Raw genomic sequence first — 15,934 nt, forward strand, 5'->3', positions numbered from 1 at the left:
ACGCGGAGAGCCGTGGGGACGTGGCCTATGTGCACGACGGGGAGAGGAACGGCGGGTCGGGCGACCGATCCCGGCAGGGCGTGCGGTGAGGCCGGCCGCATCGCGCCGGCGGTCGTGCCGGGGATGTCGTGACGGAGCGGTACGGCGGCCACGGGGCACGGTGTGACGGCCAGGCCGCGAACCCGGCGGGCGGCGCCGTCGAACCTGGCCCGGGGCAACCTTCGTACCGTCATCAGGGGCGTCCGCACTTCCTGCGAGCTAGGGCCTGCCGTTCGGATCAGGCCCCGCGTCCCGGGGGCCTGATCCGAACGGCAGGCCCTAGGACCGCCACGATACCCTGGCTGGGTATGTGTGCCCCGGAACCGTCGATCAGAAATCGGCCGAATGGGACCGGAGCGGCCGCTACTTCGCCGGGATCTTCTGCTCGAACCAGACGACCTTGCCGCTGCTCAGGCGTGTCGCGCCCCAGCGCAGGGCGAGTTGATTGACCAGGAACAGGCCGCGACCGCTCTCGTCCCCGAAGCCGGCCTGCCGCATCCTGGGCACCTGGGGCGAGTCGTCGGTCACCTCGCAGCGGAGCACGTCGGTGCGCAGCAGCCGTAGCGAGAGGGGCCGCGAGGCGAACCGCACGGCGTTCGTCACGATCTCGCTGACCATGAGTTCCGTCGGGTCGACCAGGGACTCGAGGCCCCAGCGGCGCAGGGCCCTGCGGGTCAGCCGGCGTGCCTGGCCCGCGGTCATCGGGTGGGGAGCCAGGTACCAGTAACCGACGCTGTCCGGCGGGAAGCCGTCGAACCGGGCGGCGAGCAGGGCGATGTCGTCGTCGCGGGACCCCGGGCCCAGGGTTCCCAGCACGTGGTCGCAGAGCACTTCCAGCGAGGCGAGTCCCCGGGCGGTGCTCTGGAGACGGATCCGCAGTGCCTCGACGCCGCTTCCGATGTCCGTGTCACGGGACTCGACGAGTCCGTCGGTGTACAGCACCAGGGTCGCCCCGGTGGGCGCGGCCATCTCCACCGACTCGAAGACGACACCGCCGACGCCGATCGGGGCGCCGGGCGGAACACCCAGCACCTCGGCCCGGCCGTCCTCGTGGAGCAGTACCGCGGGCGGGTGGCCGGCGTTCGCCATCAGCAGGCGGTGCGAGATCGGGTCGTAGATCGCGTAGAGGCAGGTCGCGATGTGGTCGCTGCCCAGCCGTTGGGCCTGCTCGTCGAGATGGTGCAGGACCTCGTCGGGCGGCAGATCGAGACCGGCCAGGGTCTGCACGATGGTGCGCAGCTGGCCCATGATCGCGGCGGAGGTCATGGAGTGGCCCATGACGTCGCCGACGATCAGTGCGACGCGGTTGCCGGGAAGCGGGATCGCGTCGTACCAGTCGCCGCCGACCTGGGCGGTCTTCGAGGCGGGCAGGTAGCGGCTGGCCAGCCGGATCCCGGTGGGTTCGGGCAGCGACGACGGGAGCATGGTGTGCTGGAGGGTGTCCGCCACGGCGGCCTCGTGGCCGTACATCACCGCCTTCTGGACCCCGAGTGCGGTGTGCGTGGCCAGCTGCGAGGCGACGAGCAGATCGTCGCTGGTGAAGGCCGGGCGTTCGGCGCCCCGGAACAGGACGACCGTGCCCATGACGTGATGGCTGCCGCGCAGCGGCGCGATGATCAGACGGTGGCCCGGCGGCAGGGTGCACCGTGGGTCGGTCCCCGCCGCGAGCAGTTCGGCGACGGCGGGCGCGTTGCCCGGCGCGTCACCGAACGTGGGACGCCCGTCCCGCAGCAGCTCCGCGAGCCGGCCGGCGCCGGCCGGATCCACGCGCTCGGCGACCTCGGGGAACGGCGGTGGAGGCGGGGTCGGACCGGCGTGCGGGGCCCCGGCGGCGTGCGGCGGCGCCGGCAGTGCCCGTTCGGAGCTGTGCAGGCGGAGTACGACGGGTGCCGTCGACCGCTCCCTGCCCACCGGCAGCGGATCGTCGAGGTGGATGAAGACCGCGTCCGCGAACGCCGGTACGGCCGCCTGCCTCAGTTCCCGCAGCGTCTCGTCGAGGTCCATCCCGCGGGCGATCCGCCGCGTCGCCACGTCGAGATACCGGAGGCGGTCGGTCTGTGGCAGGCCGTCGTCCGCCACCGCGGCAGGCGGGAGCAGGTCCTGTGCCGGGGCGGTGCCCTCGTGGTGGGTGTGATGCTCGGTCACGCGTTCTGTCCCGTCCGGTGGGTGGCGCCGGTCCGCGGCTCGGACTCCGCCTCCTCAGTCACACCGCCGGCAGCACAGGAAGACCTGTTCCTCGGGTGGGACATCGGTCACCGCGGGGGCGTACGTGTACGAGGTCTCCTTGACGATCTCGAAGCCCGCTTCCTCGATGACCTTGTGCAGGTCCTCCCGCAGATAGCCGGAGACCCTGATCGTGTTCCCGAGGAACGGGATCGCGAAGTTGTCCACATCGGCCTCGACCATGGACAGGACGAACCGGCCGCCGGGCGCCAGCAGATGACGGACGGTCCGCAGAGCGAGGGGAATCTCCGCGCGCGGCAGCATCAGCAGCGAGAAGAAGGCGGCGACGGCGTCGAAGCGGCCGAGGTCGCGCGGTCCGCCCGGGCGCAGGTCGGCCAGGTCCAGCTGATGGAACGTCGCGTCGGGGACGTAGGCGCTCGCGAGCTTCACCATGGTGCCGGAGAGGTCGACCCCCACGACCTCGAACCCGGCGTCCGTCAGCTGGCGCGCGGTCGGTACGCCCGTGCCGCAGCCGAGATCCAGGACCCGCGCCCCCTCGCCCAGTGATCCGATCAGCCACTCGCCTGCGGTGACCTGGCCTTCCTTGTGCGGAAAGGCCTCGTCGTAGCGGTCACCGATGGCGTCGAACGCTTCGGCCTGGCCTTTGCGGTCGAGCAGGACGCTCTCGTAATCAGGCCCGGGATTGCTGTTGATCACGAAAGGAACCTTTCATGGGGGCTGTCGAAGCGGTCCGTGATGCGGATGAAAACGGCCATGACTGGATCTCCGAGCCATGTCGGTCGCTCAGGAGACGTCAATTCGAGACGATAGTCGTTCAGTGTTCGGCGGGATGCCCAAGTGTCCAAAAATGTTCGACCCGCGGAACCGTTCCCTTGCCCTCTGCTCCGCCGCTGACAGCACCCGAACGCGCCGCGAACGGAAGCGAGTCGCCGCACCTGATGACGTCGATACGGCTGGAATCCGTCCGGAGGAAAAGGGTGACCTGATGCGGCTTCTGGCGCCAACTTCTGCCTGTAGTAAGTGACATGCCGAAGTCGACGCTCCATATGCGGAGTTGAGGCTCTGGCCCGGTCGCACGCCTCGCTCTTCGGCGCCGGATCGTGTGGCGGTGGCGCGGGTGGCGGGGACCGGTGTCCCCTCGCGCCTCCCACCCGCGAAGCGACGCCCGCACGGCGGCTCCCCACGGTCCGACGACTCCGCGGGGGCGCCCGGTGCGGCCGGACGGTCCGTCTGCCCGCCGTCTGCCCGTCCGCCCGTACCGAAATGTCGCATTCATGGAAGGATCGAGTCATACCCTACGTGGACCTGGAGGTCGCTGTGTCCGTGCACCGTGTCGGCCTGGTCGTCCACCAGGGGCGGACGGCGGCCCGCGATGCCGCCCGCGCCGTGCACGACTGGTGCGACGCGCGAGGAATCCGGTGCACCGAGATCGACGTCTGGGCCAAGGACCAGCGGCGTCGCGGCGGACGCGAGGAAGCGGAGGCGGCCGGCAACCCGGACCTCGTCGTCACGCTCGGTGGCGACGGCACCTTCCTGCGTGGCGCCCGGATCGCCGTCAAGAGCGGTGCGAACGTGCTGGGTGTCGACCTCGGCAAGGTCGGGTTCCTCACCGAGGTGCCGGCGGCCGACGTCACGCGGGCGCTGCAAGCGGTCCACGAGGGGAAGGCCATCGTCGAGGAACGGATGACGCTGACCATGCGTGCCTCCCGGGTCCTGGAGGTCCCCGGATCGATGGAGGCCGTGCTCTGCTACGGGCGGGGGCCCGCCCTGCCGCCGCCGCAGGTCAGAGCCGACACGACGGAAGGTGACGGCTGGGGGGTGGCACTGGACGTCGCGGCCCTGAACGACGTCGTCCTGGAGAAACTGGCCCGTGACCGTCAGGTCAGCGTCGGCGTCTATCTCGCCGGACGGCGGCTGGCCTCCTACTCGGCGGACGCCTTCGCCGTCGCCACCCCCACCGGATCGACCGCCTACAGCTTCGCCGCCGGCGGTCCCGTGCTCTCCCCGCACATGGACGCGGTCGTCTTCACTCCCATCGCGCCCCACATGACCTTCAACCGCAGCGTCGTCGCCGCGCCGGACGAGCCCGTCGCCCTGCGGGTGCTGCCCCACTCGGGCCAGGCCGCCGTCAGCATCGACGGCCAACTGCGCGGGGTGCTCGACCCCGGCGACTGGATCGGGGTCTTCCGGGCTCCGCAGCGGGTCCGTCTGATCCGCCTGCACCCCACCGACTTCTACGGCCGGCTGCGCGACCGTTTCCGCCTCACCGACGCACCGGCCACGGCCGCCGACGTCGAAGCCGCTCCGTTCTTCCGCCCCGACACCCCCATCCCCCCGGACCTCGCCGAACTGCGCCTGCCGCCCCCTTCGGCGGCTCGCTGACGGAGGGGCGCGTCGCGCTCGGGCGGGGGACTTTCCGGAAAGTCGTCGATCCAGGCGCGCCCCGTTCGACGTACGGGTGAGAGCGGGAAACCACGGACCCAAGGAGCACGGTCATGCCCAAGCTGCGCGTACACAACATCACGGTCTCGGTGGACGGTTACGCCGCCGGACCCCGCCAGTGTCTCGAGCATCCGCTCGGCGAGGGCTTCGAGGGCATGCACGAGTGGATGTTCGCCGCGATGCGCGACCTGGCCGACGGCAAGGGAGGAATCGACGTCGAGTGCGTGGAGCGCAGCGAGGAGAACATCGGCGCCACCATCATGGGCCGCAATATGTTCGGGCCTCGGCGCGGACCGTGGGAGGACGAGTCGTGGACGGGCTGGTGGGGCCCCAACCCTCCTTACCACAACGACGTGTTCGTGCACACGCATCATCTGCGGCCCTCGGTCGTCATGGAGGGCGGAACGACCTTCCACTTCACCGACGAACCCGTGGAGACGGTTCTCGCCCGTGCCTTCGAGGCGGCGGAGGGCAAGGACGTCCGGATCGGCGGCGGACCGGGCACCGTCCAGCAGTACCTGCGCGCGGGACTCCTCGACGAACTGCACCTGGCCGTAGTCCCGCGGCTCCTGGGCCGGGGAGAGCGCCTGTTCGACAACCTCGGGGACGGGATCGACGGCTACCGGGTGGCCGAGCTGGTCGGATCGCCGGCCGCGACGCACGTCAGGCTGGTCCGCCGCTGACCTGGTCGCCTTCCAGGCCTGGCCCGCGCCAGGGTCAGGCCCGGGTGCGGTGGCGGGCGGTACGGCCGGCCTCCGTGGGCGAGCGGCGGGCTCAGTCCTTCCGCGCGGGCCCGCCCGGTCCGGGTGCGCCGACGCGCAGGCCGTCCGTCACCAGGTCCAGCAGGCGGCGGGCGTGCGCCTGCCAGTCCCCGTGCCGGTCGAGCTGCCAGAGTCCGGCGACGGCGAGCAGGAAGTCGTCGGCGGTCACACCGGGCCGGATGGTGCCCGCTTCCTCGTTGGTCCGCAGCAGGAGTGCCACGGCCGAGCTCAGGGGCTTGTGGTCGAGCCTCGTGAGGACGCCCCGAGGTGTGCCGGTGGTCGTCCGCAGTGCTTCGGCCAGGCCCGCCTTGGCCATGGCGAACCGTGCGAGACGGTCCGTCCACTCCCGCAGTGCCCGATCCGGCGGTCGGGTGGCGAGCAGATGCGCCGCCGCGTCGGTCACCTGCCGCACCTCGTGGCGGTGGATCTCCAGGATGAGGGCCTCGCGATGGTGGAAGTTGCGGTAGAAGGTCCCCTGACCGACCCCCGCCTTCCTGGCTATCGCGCTCAGCGGCGTGTCGGCGGAGCGGGTCAGCTCCGCCAGGGCCACGGCCAGGATGCGCTCGCGATTGCGTCGCGCGTCCGAACGCAGCGGTCCGTCCTGATCTGCCGGCGCCCCCGAGCCCGCGGGTGCGTCCTTGTCGGGGTGCACGCCTACTCCTTCCGGAACGACGGCCGGATCTCTCCCGGTGACACGGCCGGACCGCCCTCGGCGACGGGACGGCCGGCACGAGGCGGGCGATCGCGGACGCCGTGTGCCCAGCGCCTGCCGAAGCGGCCGGCCCGCCCCCGCGGTGGCCGAACCGCTCCGCGCGGTGTCCGGAACCTCTCGCCGACCGGCATTCTGGCGCACCCGGCGGAATTCCGGCCGGAGACTTCAGAAATGGCCGCCGACGGGTTCCGGTTCAGGGACGCGGGGCCCCGCTCGCCAGCCAGTCGTACGCGGCCCGCGCCGTGAACTCGGCCTGGCCGCCGCGCACGAGCAGATCGGCCCGCGCGAAGGCGGGATCGTCGGCCTGCGCCGCGAGACAGGGGACGGCGATGCAGCGCATGCCGGCCGCGTGCGCGGCGACGGCGCCCGGCGCGGCGTCCTCCAGCACCACACAGTCCGCCGGGTCGGCACCCAGCCGGCGCGCCGCTTCGAGGAACACGTCCGGGGCGGGCTTGCCGTGCGCCACCTCGTCCGCCGACACCACGGTCGTGAGCCGGGAGTCCAGGCCCGTGCCGGCCAGGATGGCCTCGATGGCCTCAAGCGAGGAACCGGAGGCGACCGCCATCGGGACGCCGGCCGAGGCCAGCAGTTCCACGAACGCACGCATCTCCGGGTACGCGCGGGTGGAGGCGCGGGCCAGTTCCAGGTAGCGGCGGTTCTTCTCGGCGAGCAGGGTTTCGAGCGGGGCCGTCAGGCCGTAGCGCTCCTTCCAGAGCGCGAGCGTCTCCTGGGTGCTGATGCCGACGTACTTCTCGTGCTCGGCCCAGGTGAAGTCGGTGACGCCCTGCCCGGCGAGGGTCCGGCGCCCGGCTTCGAAGTAGTTCGGCTCGCTGTCCACGAGCGTTCCGTCAAGATCGAAGATGACCGAAGTGCCGTCGAGGGTGCTCATAGAGGTCAAGGATGCCCGGGAGTGATCCAACCGCGGTGATGCGCGGGCGTGATCGGCCCGCGGTGAGGTGCCGGAGTGATCCGCCCGCAGTGATGACCGGGAGCGGCCCGCCCGCAGCGAGACCCCGGTAGTGATCCGACCGCGGCGCGGTCAGCCCTGTGCCGCCCGGCCGATCGACTCCACCAGCGGCAGCAGCCGGTGCGGGACCCGTTCACGCAGTGCCACCTCGGTCCGGGTGCGGACCACGCCCGGCAGGCTGATCAGGGCCTGGATCACATCCTCCAGGTGGGCGTTGTCGCGCGCCGCGACCCGGGTGATCAGATCGCCGCCGCCGGTGATCGAGAACGCCTCGATGATCTCCGGTACGGCGGCGAGCGCGTCGCCCACGTCGTCCAGATGGCCCTGTGTGACCTCGATGTGCACGAACGCGAGCACGGGATGGCCGAGGGCCGCGGGGGACAGCGAAGGGCCGGTCCCGGTGATCACCCCGTCCCGCTCCAGCCGGTCGAGGCGGGCCTGGAGCGTGCCGCGGGCGACACCGAGGACGCGGGCGTATTCACGGACGCTGGTGCGCGGCTGCTCCAGGAGCAGCCGCAGGATGCGGGTGTCGAGCTCGTCCACGGGCATGGTCCGTTGGCCTCCTCGCGGCCGACAATGTTCTCCTTCGACTGTACCAATGGCCCAGTCGAAACCGAGCCGGTTGAGCCAGTTCCGGGCTGCCGCGTACCTTGTCCGTATCGATGGCGCTGCGCAGCGCCGGACGGCAAGGACGCCGTACCGGACCCGCGGCGCCTTTCGCATGTGCGCCGCGCATGCCGAAACCTGTGTTGAACTGCGAAGTGGGGGCGGGACGCCGAAGGTGAAGAAGATGTTCATGGCGCCGGATCCGGGACTGTTCCGGCTGCGGGTCTCGATCCGGGCGGTGCTCGGCATCGGCCTCGCGGTCACGCTGTGCCAGTCGGCCGGACTCTCGCTCCCCGCCTCGATCGCCGGCGGGCTCGCGGCGCTCCTCGCGATGTTCACGGTCGGCGACCCGACCGTGCGCGGCCAGGCCGGCACCACCGCGCTGCTCCCCGTGGCCGGTTTCCCGGTCCTCGCGGTGGCGACCTCCCTGCACGGGGCGCCGATGCTGCGGGACACGATCTGGCTCGCAGTGGTCTTCGCCGGGGTGTACGCCCGCCGCTTCGGCCCGCGCGGGCACGCGCTCGGCATCTTCGCGTTCATGATGTTCTTCACGACCCAGTTCCTGCACGCCGTGCCCGGCCAGCTCCCGCAGCTGTACGCCGCCGTCGCCCTGTCGCTCGCGGCGTCCTCGGCCGTGCGGTTCGGCGCCTGGTGCATCGAGCGGCGCAGCCCCCTGCCGGCCGCGCCGCTGCCGTTGGAGGGGCGCGGGCTGGCGCGCCCCGCCACCCGTCAGGCCTTCCAGGCGACCGCGGCCTGCGCCTTCGCGCTCGCCGCGGGCCAGCTCCTCTCGCACGACCGCTGGTACTGGGCCGTCGGCACCGCATGGTGGATCTTCGTCAACACGGCCTCGCGCGGCGAGACGCTGGTCCGCGGCTTCCGGCGCGTGGTCGGCACGTTCGTCGGGATCGGGGCCGGGCTCCTGGTCGCCGTACCGCTGCACGGCGCGCCCGCGCCCACGGCCGCCCTCGTCGCGGTGAGCGTCTTCGGGATCTTCTACACGGCCGCGCCCTCGTACAGCTGGATGATGTTCTTCGTGACCGTCATGGCGGGCCTCCTCTACGGGCTGCTCGGCGTCCTGCATCCGGGGCTGCTGGGCCTCCGGCTCGCCGAGACCGGTGTCGGCGCGCTCGGTGCCGCTCTCGCGGTGGCGCTCGTCCTGCCGATCACCACGCACACGGTCACCGACCGCTGGATCGAGCGCGCCCTGCGCGCCGTGCACGGCTGTACCTCGGCGGCCGCCCGGCGGCTCGCGGGTGACGCCCAGGCCGACCCCGCGCCGCTCGCGGGGGAGCTCGAAGCACTCCTGGGGCGTGTACGGATGGCTCTCGCACCCCTGGTGCATCCGCTCAACCCGATGCGGCAGCGCAAGGAGCGGGCCCGCGCGATCCTCGCCCTGCTGGACGACTGCGCCCGCGAGGTACGAGGGCTCGCCGCTGTCGCCGCCGACCCGGACGCCTCGCACGACGCCCGCCTCACGGCGGCCTGCCGACGGGTCGAGACCGCGATGGAGTCCCTGGTCGGCGCCGTACCGGGGGGAGCTTCGGCGACCCACCACGGCGTCCCCGGCCACCACCCCGGTGCCGAGCAGGCCCTCGTGCACCTGCACGGACTGGAGCGGGCGCTCGTCGCGATGGCGACACCGCTGCGCGGACCGCGACGCGGCTCGCGGCTCGTCGGCGCCTGACGCCGCCGGGCTCTTCCTCGGCCCCCTGGGATGCTCTCCGGCGTCCCGGGGGGCCGTTTTTTCCTCTGTGGACACCGCTGCCGTGAAGCTCCGCCGGCCAAAGGCACCCTCAAGATCCACAGATAGGGCGTGGGTGCCCGCTGGACGGCCTCGCGGCGGTCTCCGGCGTCCAACCCCCCGGCGCACGCCGAGAACGCTCGTGGCGGCCGTCTCGCGGGCTCCGCGCACCCTCGTGTCCCCGTCGGCCGGTCGGCCCGCTTTGGTCTAGACCGCAGCGTCGTGACTGCTACCGTCGCCCCGACGACGCGGGACCGAGAGGGGACAGAAGTGGCGTACGGCGGCAGACGGCGACAGCGGGCGTTCATCGGGTCGTTCACGGCGGCGGGAGGCCTCGGTGTCCTCACGGCGGCCGTGGACCCGGACACCGGGGCACTGACCGTGCTGAGCGCCGTCGACGACGTACCCGACCCTTCGTATCTCGCGTTCGCGCCCGCGCACGACGTCCTGTACGCGGTCAGCGAGACCGCCGAGGGCGCGGTGGCCGCCTTCCGGGCGCACGGCGACAAGCCGGAACTGACCGGTCCGCCGACCCGGACCGGCGGCAGCGGCCCCACCCACCTCAGTGTCTTCGACGGACACGTCCTGACCGCGGACTACGGCTCGGGCAGCATCAGCGCGGTACCGGTCCGCCCCGGCGGCGGACTGGCGCCCACCGCTTCCAGCGTGCTGCGGCACACCGGTTCCGGTCCGCACACACAGCGACAGCAGGGACCGCACGCCCACCACGTGCAGCCCGACCCCACCGGCCGCTGGGCGGTCAGCGTGGACCTCGGCACGGACTCGGTCCGGGTGTGCGCCCTCGACGGCGGAACGCTCACCCTGCACCGCGAGATCGCCCTGCGCCCCGGCTCAGGGCCGCGCCACCTCGCTTTCCACCCGCGGGGCGAGCACGCGTACGTCCTCAACGAACTCGCTCCGACCGTCACCGTCTGCCGCTGGGACGCCGCGGAGGGCTCGCTGCGACCCGTCGGCGAGACGCCGCTCCTCTCCGGTGTCCCGGACGGCGACGCGTACCCCTCGGGCATCGTCGTCTCGCCCGACGGTCGCTTCGTCTGGGCCGCTGTCCGCGGGCAGGACAGTGTCTCCGTGCTCGAAGTCGACGCGGGGGGCGAGGGGCTCACGCTCGTCGCCGAGGTGCCCTGCGGTGGCGTCTGGCCCCGTGCGCTGGCCCTCGATTCCTCGGGGCGCTTCCTCTACGCGGCCAACGAGCGCTCCGGCGACGTGACCTGGTTCGCCGTCGAACCGGACACCGGCGTTCCGCGTCGCGGCGGCTCCGTCCAGGCGCCCGCCGCGTCCTGTGTGATCTTCGGCTGATCAGGCCGGATGTGGCCGACCGGGCACGCGCCCTAGGGGCACGCGCCCTAGGGGCACGCGCCCTAGGGGCACGCGCCCTAGGGGCGCGTGCCCGGTCGGCCGGGTACACCCGAGGGCTCTGCCGGGTGTACCCCGCGCCAACGGGAAAGGGCCCCTCCTGGTTCAGGAGCGGGCCCTTTCGATGTGCGGGCGGTACGGGTGGTGCGGGTGTGCGGCGGCCGACTAGAAGGCCGGCGCTCCCTGGGTCTGCGGCGGCGCGATGCCGAGCGCCGACGTGTACTGGGAGAGCGCGAGCTTGCCGATCGCCGGGTACGGGCCGAGGGCCTCGGCGGCGCTGCAGCCGGCCTCCTTGGCAGCCGCGTCGAGCAGACCCGCGTCGAGCTCCGGACCGATCAGGTACGGGGCGAGCGCGAGCTGCTGCGAACCGGAGCCACGCAGCTGCTCGGCGATGGCCGCGATGGAACCCTCTTCGTCGAGCGCCGCCGCCATGACCGGCACGGCGAGCCGCGCGGCGAGCAGCATGCCGGTGATCCCGGCCGCCTGCACCGCGTCCTCGCCGCCGACGGTGGCGAGCACGATGCCGTCCGCGGCGGTCGCCACGGTGAACAGCCGGGCGCGGTCGGCGCGGGCCAGACCGGCCTCGGAGAGGCGCACGTGCAGCGCCTCGGCGAGCAGCGGGTGCGGACCGAGGACATCGGTCAGTTCGGCCGCGACACGGCTTTCCATGACCGCCTGGCGGATCCGGCGCAGCAGGGCGCCGTCAGGACCGGCGAGCAGCGGTACCACGATGCCGACAGGGCCGTCGGGCGCGGAGGCGTCGGAACCGGCGGCGCGGGCCTGCTCGAAGCGCGCGGTGCGCTCCTCGGCGGCGTGGGTCAGCACGGACTGCAGCGTGGGGAACTCGTCGTTCCCGTCCAGGTAACCGATGCGGGCATCGAGGCCGGGGAGCTCGGAGCGGGCGATGCTCACGACCTCCTCGGCGAGGCTGCGCGTGGCGGCGCTGGGGGTGCCCGGCACCGCGAGGACGAGCGCGGGCGCGCCCTCAGGAGCCGCCAGGGGTTCCGGACGGCGGTGCCGCCCGGCTTGGCGGGGTCGCGGCATTCGTACTGGCAGGCCGGACGCGGGCCCAGTGGGGGAGCTCATGGCGCCGCATGTTACTGGTTTCTCGGGTTCCCCTGTTCGGGGAGGGTGCAGGTGAGCGGTATCCGTCCGCTTTTGTCTGATGAGTTACGTACGAGTCAGAAGTGATCAGTAGTCGCCGACTTGTCGGCCCTACGGAGAATTCGGGCCATAGATTTCCCCGTACGGCTTTTCGGTCACCACGTGCAACATCCGGTCGTCCGGGGGCAGTGCGAGCCGGCCGTCCGCCAGGTCGGCCGCGATCCGCAGCGCGCCGTCGAGCGGGTCGCCCAGGGCCGGTACGCGCCAGGCGTGCGGCAGCCGCTCGCCCAACTCTCGGGTCAGGGGCCCGAGGATCGCGGCACCCACGTTGAACACGCCCCCGGTGAGCGCGAGATGGGGCTCACCGTCGGCGGGGCACACCGCGGCGGCCGACTCGGCCATGTGCCGTGCGGCGGTCTGCAGGATGCGCGAGGACACGGGATCGCTCCCGCACAGGTCGGCGACCTCGGGGGCGAAGGAGGCGAGCACGGCGGCCCGGTCGGTGCGCGGATACAGCAGGCCGGGCAGTTCCGGCATCGGCCCGAACATCTCCTCCGCCCGTGCCAGCAGCGCGGCCGAGCCGCCCGGGCGGCCGTCGAATGCGCGCAGGGCCGCCTCCAGGCCCGCGCGGCCGATCCACGCGCCGCCGCCGCAGTCGCCGAGCAGATGTCCCCAGCCGTCGGCCCTGCGCCACGACGTGAGATCGGTGCCGACCGCGATCATGCCGGTGCCCGCCGCGATCACGGCACCCGCCCGGGCACCCAGGGCGCCCGTGTACGCGGTCACGGCGTCCGCGGCCAGGGCGAGCCGCCGTACGCCCAGTTCACGCGCCAGGGCGGCCGGGAGCTCGTCCCGCAGTTCGTCGCCGAGCGTGGCCAGGCCGGCCGCGCCGACGGCGACGGCCCCGAGCCGTTCGGCGCCCGCTTCGGCCATCAACCGCCGTGCCATCGGCAGCAGTTGTTCCAGCAGATGTCCGGCCGAGATCCCGCGGGGCCCGGTACGGACCGGCTCCCTTGAGGTCAGCGGGGCACCGAGCGGGGCCGGGTGAGGGTGCGCCGGGGCCCCTTGTCGTACGGGAGAGCGGTCATCGCCCGGCACCGCGTGCGCGGCGAGAGCCACGCGCAGTCCCGAGCCTCCGGAGTCCACGGCCAGCACCACGGCAGGGCTCTGCCCGCCCTGCCGTCCGCCGTGCACGCCGTCCGGTGTCACGGCAGGCGCCAGTCCACCGGCTCCGCTCCTTGCCGCGCCAGCAGGTCGTTGGCGCGGCTGAAGGGGCGCGAACCGAAGAAGCCGCCGTCGGCCGATCTGGGGGAGGGGTGCGCGGACTCGACCGCGGGAAGGCTGCCGAGCAGGGGGCGCAGATTGCGCGCGGGGCGACCCCACAGGATCGACACCAGCGGCCGGCCGCGGGCGGCCAGTGCCCGTATCGCCTGCTCCGTGACGTCCTCCCAGCCCTTGCCCTGGTGCGCGGCGGACCTTCGGGGTGCCGTGGTGAGCGTCTTGTTGAGCAACAGCACGCCCTGCTTCGTCCAGGGGGTGAGGTCACCGGTGGACGGCTGGGGCGCCCCGAGGTCGTTCTTCAGCTCGGTGAAGATGTTGATCAGGCTGGGCGGCAGCGGACGTACGTCCGGGGCCACCGAGAAGGAGAGACCGACCGCGTGTCCCGGGGTCGGGTAGGGGTCCTGCCCGACGATGAGGACGCGTACCTCGTCGAAGGGCTGCTGGAAGGCCCGGAGGACATTCGCCCCGGACGGTACGTAGGTGCGTCCCGCGGCGATCTCCGCGCGCAGGAAGTCGCCCATCTCGGCGATCCTTCCGGCGACGGGTTCGAGGGCTTTCGCCCAGCCCGGTTCGACGATCTCATGCAACGGTCGTGGTGCCACGGGCGTCACCCTACTGCCGTACACATGGCCGAGATCAAACTGGTGGCCGTCCCGCGTCCGGGGATGACCGATTCGTCGCCGAATCGGTCATCCCCGGGCACAAGACGTCTGCCGCCGCGGGCCGTTGGGGTCCCCGGGCGGCCACGCTCAGGCCGTGACCGCCGCGCGGACGCAGAGGACGTCCGGGAGATGCGAGGCGAGCTGCTGCCAGCTGTCGCCGTCGTCCGCGGACGCGTACACCTCGCCGTTGCGGTTGCCGAAGTACACGCCCGCCGGGTCCGCGTCGTCCGTGCACAGCGCGTCGCGCAGCACCGTGCCGTAGTGGTCCTCGGAGGGGAGTCCCGCGGTCAGCGGCTCCCAGGTCCTGCCGGCGTCGTCCGTACGGAAGACGCGGCACCGCCGGTCGGCCGGGACCCGGTCCGCGTCGGCGTTGATCGGGAAGACGTAGGCCGTGTCCCCGCGGTGCGGATGCGCCGCCACCGCGAATCCGAAGGTGGACGGAAGGTCCGCGCCGATGTCGGTCCACTGCCCGGCCCCGTCGTCGCTGCGGTACACCCCCCAGTGGTTCTGGAGATAGAGCCGGTCCGGGTTCGCCGCGTCGCGCGCGACCTTGTGCACGCACTGGCCGAACTCGGGGTTCGGATCCGGCAGGAACACGGCGGAGACACCGGAGTTGGCGGGCTCCCAGCTCGCGCCGCCGTCGGCGGTGCGGAAAACCCCGGCCGTGGACACGGCCACCGTCACGGCCCGCGCGTCGCGTTCGTCGGTGAGGATGGTGTGCAGCCCCTCGCCGCCACCTCCGGGGACCCACTTCGAGCGGGTGGGGTGTTCCCACAGGGGGCGGACGAGTTCGAAGGACTCGCCCCGGTCCTCCGAGCGGTACAACGCGGCCGGTTCCGTCCCCGCGTACACGACGTCCGGTTCGGCGGCCGCCGGATGCAACTGCCACACCCGCTCCAGCGAGGCGCCCGTCTCCTTGGGGAACTTGACCGCGGGGCGCTCGGGTTCGGTCCACGTACGGCCCAGGTCGTCGGAGTGGAACACGGACGGGCCCCAGTGGGCGCTGTCCCCGCCGACCAGCAGCCGCGGCCTCTCGCCCCGCGAGTCGATCGCGACCGAGTACACGGCCTGCGCGTTGAAGTACGGACTCTCGTCGAACTCCCAGGCGCCGCCGCGCCGTCGCCCGATGAAGAGACCCTTGCGGGTGCCTACCGTGAGCAGTACGTCGGCCATGACCGGCCACCTCCGCGGCGTCGTTGTCTGCACTACCGGCCAGTCTGTACCCCGGCACCGACAGTCACCCCTCGGCCTGGCGTTTACGCAGGTCGGACATGTCGTGTCGGCGGAAGGCAAGGGCGCGCGGCGCCGCTCTCCGGGCCGCTCGCGGGAGAGTCCCGCGGCCGCCGGCACGCCGTGCCGTACCCGCCGGCTCCCCGTGCCCGACGAGCCGGCGGGTACGGGGAGTGAGCATCGCGCGGAGCGCGCGCGTAAGGGAGGGGGATGTGGCGTGTCCGTGCGGTCGTGAGGAGGATGCCCTTGATGGCGGCGTTCCGTGGTCCGAAGGTCTGGCTGTGGCGGTGGCGGCGCAACCCGCTGCGGCGGCGAAGCGATGTCCTGGAGGTCTGGATCATGCTCGCCGCCTGGGTGTTCACGGTGCTCGGCGGTGTGGTCTCGGGCCTGGTGACCGTCGACGCTGTGGAGAACAGTCTCGCGCGGGATCGCGTGGAGTCGCGCCCCGTCCCCGCTCAGCTCGTCGAGGACGCGCCGGACGCGGGCACGAACGGGCTCACCGGTCGCGTCGTGTGGACGAAGGTCCGCTGGACGGCGGCGGACGGCACGCTTCGCTCCGGCCAGGTACGGGTCGCGGCGGGCACCTCGGCGGACACGCCGGTCCTGGTGTGGACCGATCCCGACGGGCGCCTCGTCAACCGGCCCACCACGGTGGAGGTGGCCCGGCTGCGGGCCTGGCTGATCGGCATTTTCGCGGGCGCGGGCGTGGCGGGCGTCCCCTTCGCCGCCGGCCGTCTTCTCCGCGGCCGACTGGAACGCCGGCGCATGGACCGATGGGACGAGGAGTGGGACCGGATCGGACCGCTGTGGGGCCGGATGACGAGCTGAGCG

At 72.7% G+C, this 15,934-nt stretch carries 14 protein-coding genes; 5 read left to right on the top strand and 9 right to left on the bottom strand.

Annotated elements, in window-relative coordinates:
- Positions 1–402: 402 nt before the first annotated feature.
- Both OG780_RS35700 and OG780_RS35705 read right to left on the bottom strand, forming a co-directional pair.
- Positions 403–2,043: a SpoIIE family protein phosphatase gene (locus OG780_RS35700; RefSeq protein ID WP_328458616.1), complete on the bottom strand. Its 1,641-nt coding sequence runs from the start codon at positions 2,041–2,043 to the stop codon at positions 403–405.
- Between the two features lie 195 nt (positions 2,044–2,238).
- The gene (locus OG780_RS35705; RefSeq protein WP_328455171.1) at positions 2,239–2,919 is read right to left on the bottom strand and encodes a class I SAM-dependent DNA methyltransferase; all 681 of its coding nucleotides are present in this window, start codon (positions 2,917–2,919) and stop codon (positions 2,239–2,241) included.
- Positions 2,920–3,540: 621 nt separating this feature from the next.
- On the opposite strand from OG780_RS35705, the gene OG780_RS35710 reads away from it, so the two are divergent.
- Both OG780_RS35710 and OG780_RS35715 read left to right on the top strand, forming a co-directional pair.
- Entirely contained in the window at positions 3,541–4,605 is a 1,065-nt protein-coding gene (locus OG780_RS35710) for an NAD(+)/NADH kinase (RefSeq protein WP_328455173.1), read from the top strand.
- A gap of 113 nt (positions 4,606–4,718) precedes the next feature.
- Positions 4,719–5,348 carry a dihydrofolate reductase family protein gene (locus OG780_RS35715; protein ID WP_328455175.1) on the top strand — a complete coding sequence of 210 codons (630 nt, stop codon included), beginning with the start codon at positions 4,719–4,721 and terminating at the stop codon, positions 5,346–5,348.
- A 91-nt stretch (positions 5,349–5,439) separates the two neighbouring features.
- Here the strand turns inward: OG780_RS35715 and OG780_RS35720 are convergent, their stop codons facing one another.
- The 3 genes from OG780_RS35720 to OG780_RS35730 form a co-directional block, all read right to left on the bottom strand.
- Positions 5,440–6,078: a TetR/AcrR family transcriptional regulator gene (locus OG780_RS35720; RefSeq protein ID WP_443062250.1), complete on the bottom strand. Its 639-nt coding sequence runs from the start codon at positions 6,076–6,078 to the stop codon at positions 5,440–5,442.
- A 253-nt stretch (positions 6,079–6,331) separates the two neighbouring features.
- Positions 6,332–7,027 carry an HAD family hydrolase gene (locus tag OG780_RS35725; protein WP_328455177.1) on the bottom strand — a complete coding sequence of 232 codons (696 nt, stop codon included), beginning with the start codon at positions 7,025–7,027 and terminating at the stop codon, positions 6,332–6,334.
- Between the two features lie 150 nt (positions 7,028–7,177).
- A complete protein-coding gene (locus tag OG780_RS35730) occupies positions 7,178–7,654 on the bottom strand; it encodes an Lrp/AsnC family transcriptional regulator (RefSeq protein ID WP_328455179.1) in 477 nt (158 codons plus the stop codon).
- A 241-nt stretch (positions 7,655–7,895) separates the two neighbouring features.
- Here OG780_RS35730 and OG780_RS35735 point away from each other — a divergent pair, with 241 nt between their 5' ends.
- Together OG780_RS35735 and OG780_RS35740 are read left to right on the top strand one after the other, a co-directional pair.
- Positions 7,896–9,395, top strand: coding sequence for an FUSC family protein (locus tag OG780_RS35735; RefSeq protein WP_328455181.1), 1,500 nt, complete (start codon positions 7,896–7,898; stop codon positions 9,393–9,395).
- Positions 9,396–9,722: 327 nt separating this feature from the next.
- On the top strand, positions 9,723–10,769 hold the full coding sequence (locus OG780_RS35740; RefSeq protein WP_328458618.1) for a lactonase family protein: 1,047 nt from the start codon (positions 9,723–9,725) through the stop codon (positions 10,767–10,769).
- 222 nt (positions 10,770–10,991) lie between these two features.
- Here the strand turns inward: OG780_RS35740 and OG780_RS35745 are convergent, their stop codons facing one another.
- From OG780_RS35745 to OG780_RS35760, 4 genes are all read right to left on the bottom strand, one after another.
- A complete protein-coding gene (locus tag OG780_RS35745) occupies positions 10,992–11,912 on the bottom strand; it encodes a sirohydrochlorin chelatase (protein ID WP_328455184.1) in 921 nt (306 codons plus the stop codon).
- A 129-nt stretch (positions 11,913–12,041) separates the two neighbouring features.
- On the bottom strand, positions 12,042–13,139 hold the full coding sequence (locus tag OG780_RS35750) for an N-acetylglucosamine kinase (RefSeq protein ID WP_328455186.1): 1,098 nt from the start codon (positions 13,137–13,139) through the stop codon (positions 12,042–12,044).
- The gene (locus OG780_RS35755; RefSeq protein ID WP_328455188.1) at positions 13,136–13,813 is read right to left on the bottom strand and encodes a uracil-DNA glycosylase; all 678 of its coding nucleotides are present in this window, start codon (positions 13,811–13,813) and stop codon (positions 13,136–13,138) included. The genes OG780_RS35750 and OG780_RS35755 overlap by 4 nt, the downstream gene beginning before the upstream one ends.
- A 147-nt stretch (positions 13,814–13,960) precedes the next feature.
- A complete protein-coding gene (locus OG780_RS35760; protein WP_328455190.1) occupies positions 13,961–15,046 on the bottom strand; it encodes a WD40/YVTN/BNR-like repeat-containing protein in 1,086 nt (361 codons plus the stop codon).
- Positions 15,047–15,352: 306 nt separating this feature from the next.
- On the opposite strand from OG780_RS35760, the gene OG780_RS35765 reads away from it, so the two are divergent.
- Positions 15,353–15,931, top strand: coding sequence for an Rv1733c family protein (locus OG780_RS35765; RefSeq protein ID WP_328455192.1), 579 nt, complete (start codon positions 15,353–15,355; stop codon positions 15,929–15,931).
- Positions 15,932–15,934 lie beyond the last annotated feature (3 nt).

Origin of the sequence: Streptomyces sp. NBC_00386 (assembly GCF_036063235.1) — a bacterium.
GTDB lineage: Bacteria > Actinomycetota > Actinomycetes > Streptomycetales > Streptomycetaceae > Streptomyces.

Bases quoted from the DNA above. Each gene is read 5' to 3' on its own strand.
- OG780_RS35715 (WP_328455175.1), top strand. From the start codon at position 4,719: ATGCCCAAGCTGCGCGTACACAACATCACGGTCTCGGTGGACGGTTAC.
- OG780_RS35730 (WP_328455179.1), bottom strand. From the start codon at position 7,654: ATGCCCGTGGACGAGCTCGACACCCGCATCCTGCGGCTGCTCCTGGAG.
- OG780_RS35725 (WP_328455177.1), bottom strand. From the start codon at position 7,027: ATGAGCACCCTCGACGGCACTTCGGTCATCTTCGATCTTGACGGAACG.
- OG780_RS35760 (WP_328455190.1), bottom strand. From the start codon at position 15,046: ATGGCCGACGTACTGCTCACGGTAGGCACCCGCAAGGGTCTCTTCATC.
- OG780_RS35735 (WP_328455181.1), top strand. From the start codon at position 7,896: ATGTTCATGGCGCCGGATCCGGGACTGTTCCGGCTGCGGGTCTCGATC.
- OG780_RS35765 (WP_328455192.1), top strand. From the start codon at position 15,353: ATGGCGGCGTTCCGTGGTCCGAAGGTCTGGCTGTGGCGGTGGCGGCGC.
- OG780_RS35745 (WP_328455184.1), bottom strand. From the start codon at position 11,912: ATGAGCTCCCCCACTGGGCCCGCGTCCGGCCTGCCAGTACGAATGCCG.
- OG780_RS35700 (WP_328458616.1), bottom strand. From the start codon at position 2,043: ATGGACCTCGACGAGACGCTGCGGGAACTGAGGCAGGCGGCCGTACCG.